This window comes from Candidatus Glassbacteria bacterium (assembly GCA_019456185.1).
Lineage (GTDB): Bacteria > Gemmatimonadota > Glassbacteria > GWA2-58-10 > GWA2-58-10 > JAJRTS01.
The window spans coordinates 6,166-10,834 of the sequence record VRUH01000086.1 but is presented as its reverse complement, the minus strand read 5'-3'; the positions used below and the strand labels follow the sequence as shown (position 1 = coordinate 10,834).

Annotated in this window: 1 protein-coding gene and 1 pseudogene (1 of these 2 cut by a window edge); both read left to right on the top strand. The window is 59.6% G+C overall.

What is annotated here, in order from left to right:
* The first annotated feature begins 109 nt into the window (after positions 1-109).
* The gene (locus FVQ81_17360; GenBank protein MBW7998299.1) at positions 110-2,011 is read left to right on the top strand and encodes a BamA/TamA family outer membrane protein; all 1,902 of its coding nucleotides are present in this window, start codon (positions 110-112) and stop codon (positions 2,009-2,011) included.
* 50 nt (positions 2,012-2,061) lie between these two features.
* A pseudogene (locus FVQ81_17355) lies at positions 2,062-4,669 on the top strand (hypothetical protein) (it continues 50 nt past the right edge of the window).

Below are 4,669 nucleotides of genomic sequence, written 5' to 3'. Positions count from 1 at the left end.
CATATCATACAGTCCCCTTACTTGACTGTTACCCACGGGCGCGCTAACTTATAACTTTACAGTATGATAGAAGGTCAGCCGCCGCTGCCGGGAGAGGGAGAGACCAGGGTTGGCAAGACGCGACATCAATTTTGTACCGGACCGGATCAATTCGGGATGGATATCCTGCATTCAGCTAAGCCTGCTGTTGATTGTACTCTTTACCGCCGCACCGCTCGCCGCCCAGTGGCGGGTCGGCGAGATCAGGATCGAGGGTAACGAGCAGGTCGGCGGGGACAGGCTGCGCAAGGTGCTGTCGCTCAAGCGGGGCGAACCCTACGCCGAGTGGATGATCGAAGACGACCGTTCCAGGCTGATCGCCCTCTACCGCAGCCGCGGCTTCCTGCAGGCGGAGGTGGACGAGTTCGCCAAGGAGATCGACCTGCAGAACCAGCGGGTGGACGTTACGGTTACGATCCGCGAAGGGAAGCAGACCATCCTGGCCAGTATCCAGACCGCCGGCAACATCGTGTTTGCCTCCACAAGCCTGGTGGAGCTGGTTGATGTCCGGACAGGCCGGCCGCTCGACGCCCGCCAGTTGAACGTCCTCAAACAACGCATCATCGACCGTTACCACCAGCACGGCTACCTTCACGTCCGGGTTCACGACAGGTTTTACTTCCCCCAGAGCGAACGTCAGGCCGAGGTCTACTTCGACATCGACGAGGGTCCGCAGGTATATGTCGGCCAAATCAGTATCTCCGGCAACGACAATATCAAGACAAGTGTCGTGCACAGGGCGCTGGAAATCAGGCCCGGCGAGACGTACAGCGAAGAGAAAATGCGGCGCAGCAAAGCCAATCTCTACCGGATCGGCATCCTGAACGACATCCGTCACGAGCTGATTTTCCATGGCGAGGACAGCTCGGTAGTGGATGTCGAGATCACGATGGTCGAGGGCGAGTTCCGCTCCGTGGGCGTCGGCGGCGGGCTGGGTGATGTGGACGGCCTTCGCGGCTGGCTCGAATGGGGGCATTACAACCTTGCCGACCGGGCGTTGAGCCTGCTGCAGCTCACCCGGATTACTTACCAGCCGTTCGAGCAGACTCCGGCCTATGAATACTCGTACTCTTCGTCACTCACTCTGCGCCAGCCCTATTTCCTCAATTCCAAGATCGAGGCCAGCACCACGGGGCTGTTCGAAAAAGTGAGCTACTCGCACCATGACGAGGAAAAGCTGGCGGTCAACATCCTGCTGCGCAACATGATCACCCAGCGCCGTGAACTGAGCCTGCTGCTGGAGCTTAACCAGCGTAATATCTTCAATGTCGACACCTCCACGGCCGACCAGAGCACAGTCGATAACCGCGGCAATAATATCACGAACCTGATCTCACCGCTGGCGATGTTCGATCTGCGCGACGACCGGTTCAACCCGCAGAAGGGAGTGCTGGTGGTGGCCCGCTCCACACTCGCCGGCGGACCGCTGCTGCCCGGCTCGATCAGCTTCTACCGCTTCAGTATTGAAACCAGCTATCTCTACCCGGTTTACCGGTTGGGGAACAACACCCCGCTGATCGTGGCTTTCAGGGTCAAGCTGGGCACGGTCAGGGAGTTCGGCGGAACAGCCAGCGTACCGCCTACCGAGGCGTTCAATATCGGCGGGGCGAAAAGCCTGCGGGGTTACAGCGAGCTTTCTCTCGGCCCGCTCAACGACCGGAACGTGCCGGGCAACGTGCTGGTGGAGTCCAATTTCGAATTGCGCTTCCCGGTCTGGAGCAGTTTCGGGGGAGTGCTGTTTCTGGATGCGGCCAACGTGTTCGATGAGCTTCATTTCGACGACCGGTTCCGGCTGCTGACAACCGCCGGGATCGGCGCTCGATACCATACCCCGATCGGCCCCCTGCGGATTGATTTTGCTTTCAAGCTGAACAATTTCCGCTCCTCGAGGGTAGAACGGGCAGGAGACCAAATCGAAGAAGAACGCGACAGTTGGGGCCGGATCCATTTTGGAATCGGACACGCCTTCTAATGCTTATCCGTTGCATGAAAGCGGAGTATTGAACCACGGGTACTTGCGGCATGGCGCAGGACAGCGACAAAGAAAAACCGGACGGGCAGGCAGAAAACGAGCAGTCCTCAACGGGCAAACCTGTAAGCCCGACACGCAAAGGGTTTGTCCATCGGTGGATCGGGCGGCCGCTGACCAGAAGCATACGCGTTGCCGTGCTGCTGGCAGCTGTCGCGGCCCTGCTGCTCTACGGCTTTTACCTGTTCAACCGCGAAGAGGTGCTGATGCTCTTCAGCCACTACGTAAAGCTGCAGACCAAACGCCTGTTCGCGGTTGAGGTAACTTTCTCCAGCCTTGAAACAGTGAACCTTGGCCATTTCATCTTCCACGACCTCAAGATCCACGATCCGTTTGTTGAGGACAGCCTGTTCCTGAGCTGCAAGCGCGCCGAGGTCAAGCTCGACCCCCTGCACCTGATCGGCCGCGGCGGGGTCAACCTGTCGGCGGTCGAGCTTTACGGCGGCCGAGTCTGGATCCACCGGGAGCTTGACGGCGAGGGGCCGTCGAATATCGAGCGTATTTTCAAGCCTGGCGACGGTAAGGGCGGCGACGGGACCAGCGTGAGGATCGGGGCCTGCCTTCTGCAGGACATACAGATCAAGCTGGTCGATATCGACAGCAAACCAATCAACAACCACGTCAACTACCTGGACTGCTCGTTCACCCGGATCGCCGGCGAGAACGTGATCGAGGTCCACGGCTCCTCGCTGACCACGTCATACTGGTCGCTGGGCAGCGTAAAAGTGACAGGCATCTACACGATCAAGGGCAAGCTTCTGGGGATGAGAAACGCCCACATGGTCAAGGGCGCCTCAGGTCTCACCGGCGACGGGTATATCGATTTCGGCGAACGCGATTTTCACTTTGCGATATCCCCCGGCAGACTGGAACTCGACCATCTCCCGCCCCAACTCGGCCTGGACGACTACCTTGAAGGTACGACCCGGGTCTCCGCCCTGATTGCCGGTACGTTCGATTCAACCACCGTCGAATGCGATATCGCCATGGAGAGCGGAGATCTGTTCGGCTATCCGACGCGCGACGTGTCCTGCCGGCTGCTCTACGATTCCGGCAGACTTACGTTCGATAAAATTTCCCTGAATACCTGGGGCGGCCGGGTTATGGACGCCGAGGTGACATTCCGGTTCGGCGGCGAGGACGAGGGATACACCGCGCACGCCGAAGTCAGGGATGTGGATATCGCCAAACTCGGGATCGGACCCCTGGAGAGACTCGACGGCAGGATAAACGGCAGCTTCGTGCTCAGCGGTCAGGGGTTCAACCCGGAGACAATGACTCTCAACGGAGAGGCGCTGGAGGCCTGGGGTGATTTCGAGGGTTTCCGGATCGACTCGGCGGGGGCCGCATTCAATTACGCCGATTACAAAGTGCGGATCGACAGGTTCGCCCTCAACTCCGGTCCGGCCGCGGCCACCGCTATCGGCGATGTGGACGCCTGGGAACTGTTCCTGTTCGTGATTGTGGAGCAGATGCCCCTGGAACTGGTCGAACGCTATCTCCCGCTTGATTCCCTGAGCGGAACCGGGGATTTCAGCGGTACGCTCACCGGCTATCTCGGCGACCCCCAGCTGAAAGGCTCGTTCACCGTAAGCGATGGTTCGTACAGGCAACTGATGTTCGCCGGCCTTGAAGGCGACTGCCGCCTGCAGAACATGCTGGACAGCCTGAGCGGCGAGGTGAATCTGAATTTCAGTGAACTTGAGTTTTTCGGCCGGCAATGGGACAGCCTGTTGATTGTCGGGACGATTCCCGACACGGTCACTTTCAATTTCAATCCGCTGGTACTCACGGTTGACAGCAGCATTTCGCTCTACGCCGAAGGGACATACCATGCGGCGGAAAATCCGGCCAGGCGCGGAAAATATGCAACGATGACCCTGGATTCCCTCACCGCCTCGTTCCTCGGACGGGTCGCGTCCTCCACGGCCGAACTCGAGGTATTCTTCAGCGGGGATACAATCGAGGTCCCGGCCGCTGAAATAAGCACCCTGGGGGGAATCGTGTCGGGTTCGGCCAGTTACGCGGGTATTGAATGGGGCAGGGCCGATGTCGCATTCACCGGAATCGACTTGGCCCGGATGCCTGCGTTTATCGAGAACCAGCCGCCGATGGCGGGCCGACTCACCGGCCAGCTTTCGCTTTCCGGCGAACTGTTCAGTCCCAGGGGCAGCCTTCGCGCATCGGTCGACAGCCTCGAACTGGCGGCTTTACGGATGGACCGGGTTGAAACCGAGGCTCATCTCGAAAACAACCGGCTGTTGATCGACAGGCTGATGATGATGGCTGACAGCACGCGCAGCACGCTCAGCGGCAGTCTGCCGTTCGAGCTGATCGGCAGCTATGCCGACAGCGCCAGCTGGGGGCACGAACCGGTCGCCATCCAGGCCAGCCTGAAAAACCTGCCGCTTACCTCGATCCGCAGCCTGGCTTTGCCGATCACGGAGGGAAAACTCAACGGCGATGTCAAACTGAGCGGATCGGCGTCAAATCCGCAACTGGAAGGAGTGCTTACGGTCTCGGGCGGTGCCGGTGTTATCTCGGCGATCAACCTCCGCCTGCAGCAGATCAACGGCCGGCTGAATTTCTCCCCCGGCTCGG